Origin of the sequence: Novipirellula sp., assembly GCF_041583735.1 — a bacterium.
Classification (GTDB): domain Bacteria; phylum Planctomycetota; class Planctomycetia; order Pirellulales; family Pirellulaceae; genus Novipirellula.
Window position 1 is genome coordinate 1 of the sequence record NZ_JBFHFD010000929.1, and the last position, 2,447, is coordinate 2,447.

Annotated in this window: 1 pseudogene; it reads right to left on the reverse strand. The window is 54.8% G+C overall.

Annotation, left to right across the window (positions count from 1 at the left end):
* A pseudogene (locus ABX962_RS34710) lies at nucleotides 1-2,447 on the reverse strand (peptidase); the annotation flags it as partial.

Sequence of the window (2,447 nt, forward strand, 5' to 3'; positions counted from 1 at the left end):
GTTTGGAACCAGAAATTATGAGCGCCACCGGGTTGCCCATCACCATCGCCATCGAGGATTGTGCCGGGAACGTCAACGCGATCGCTGTCCAAATCACGAATCACATCGGTTTCATCGACTTGTGGCTCGAATTTCAAGTGCAATTCGTACTTGCCTTCAGTCAATCCGCCGTAACCGCTTCGCGCGATCGTCGGGTCGTAGTGGTCATTGCCACTTGCGGCAACGCCAACATAGTAAGTGCCTTCGCCGAGCGAGGCGGTCAAGCGTGAATCTTCGCTGAAGTAGTCGTCGTTTCGTCCCAATTGGACGATGCCGCCGCCGCTGAATAAGATCGGCGAGAAATTCAACGAGCTTCCACCCACGTCAGCCGTTGGCGATCCAGCCACCAAAGTGGCTCGCATGATCGAACTTGCAAACGGGCTATTGTTGACCGCGTCCACGATCGATTTCGCCGGCACGCTGGAGATGTTGGCTCCCTTACGCGGCAGATCCACCAAGATGGCGTTGGCGATCGGTTTGCCCGTTGAATCAGTGGGCTGCGTCACGCGAACCGCAGTATCACCGGCGGCGCGATCGGTTTGAATGAAATCGATTCGCTGATTGTTACCCAAACGGCCTTCGAGCAACGAATCAAATCGTACCTCTAGAAATTCGTCTTTCGATGTTTGGTCGTTAAATGTAACGCCGACGCCAAAGTCGGTCACTGCCGATGCCTTGACCTCTTGATACAACGTCAGCGTGGTGTCCAGCAGACTCGATTCCGACAAACGCTCGGCAAACGTTTCGACCGTCAATTGCCCCACGCGATCGACGTCCTCCAAATCGACTTGGAATCGATACAAGTCGACATCGATGCTGTCCGGCCGATGCACATATTGACCATGCAACACATCAAAGCTGCCGGGGAATACCGGCTCTTCATCCGGTCGCGAATTGATCGAGTTGTTCAAGTACGTGCTGTTCAGACTCATCAACGTTTGCGATGGCAAATCCGGCGTCTGTTCGAGCCCCAAGATCAAACCGATCCCGGCAGTTGCCTTGCGATAGAAATCTTCGCCATAGGCGGTATCAAAAGTGACTTGGTTACTAAAGACCAAGGCAGATTCGGTGAACGTGGGGTCGATGCGAACGCGGGCGTTGAGCACACTTTGCTGAACCCGGACGGTATCCGGCAACGTGCCCAGCTGAAGATTCGCAACGTCGCCTAGTGCAAAGGTGATCCCGCTGTCCGCAGTTTCGCGGAACTGGACGCCGATCTTGCTAGCCCAAGCTCCAAGGGCTTCGCGAATGCGTGTCTTTTGTCGCTCGGTGATTTGGTTCTGGAACGGAACTCCAGCCGGACTGGTATCAAAGATCGTATTAAAGTTGTACGCGATCTCGGTGATGCCGTTTTGCACATCGGGACCAAAGTTACCGTTGATGTGTTGCAGCAGCGCACCAGCGACTTCATCCAATTCACGATGGCCTGGGTCGTCATTGCCACCTGGCAGTTCGATCAGGAACGGTTGGGCATCAATCGACTCATTGAAAATCAAACTGGTCAACTGCTCGTCGCGACCAAACACTCCGACGTCAAGTGCCGTACCAAGCGTGTCGCCAACCGCGGTCAAGACGAGTGCAGGCGCCCCGATCACATTGCGAGGCACCAGCGTGCTGCCGCCTTGGGTTGTGTCGTTGTTTAGCATCGAATTGACTTCGATCAACGAACCCACGGTAGGTTCGCTTGCGGCTACCACACGTAGGTCAGTGACTGTGGGCGAGTCGCCACCGAAATTAAACACGACCGTCCCGTCGGTTTCAGCGCGGACCGATAGCCCCGCCGCACCGACATCTTCGAACCGAACTTTTCGACCGGATGCGGCTTCGCCAATGGATTTGGAGACAAAGCTGACACGTAGCCCCTCGACTCCGAAATTGGTCACCGCGACCGGAGCCACTTCGGTACGCTTAGGTTCGATTATTAAATCGACTTTATTGTCGACCGCCGATCCGATTCGCAAACGGAACGTGCCTCCGCCAAGTGGAACCCCAGGCAGATTGTTGATGTCGCCACTGAAGAACAACCGAGCGGTATGGGTGGTTGCATCATAGACCACCGAATCGGGATGATACAATTCATCGTCGGTCGTTCGCGCCGTTTCATCCGTCAGCAACAGCTGATAGAAGCGAGGATTCTCGGCCGATCGCGGTGTCGGATTTCCATTGTCGTCATTTTCGACGAACAGCGGATCTTCGTTAAAGTAGACGACAATTTCGTTACGGTTCTGTTGCAGCGAACCATCAGCGAGACGCACGACCGGTTGCGGCACCACGGCTTCGACCAACGCACCGAGACGCAGGCTAAAGTTGATGACCTCGGATCGTGCACCGGCGGTACGAGGAACCAGAAATTCGTTTTGAATGTTGCGAAGACCACTGATCCCCAATCCTGGATCGTCGTACCCGAA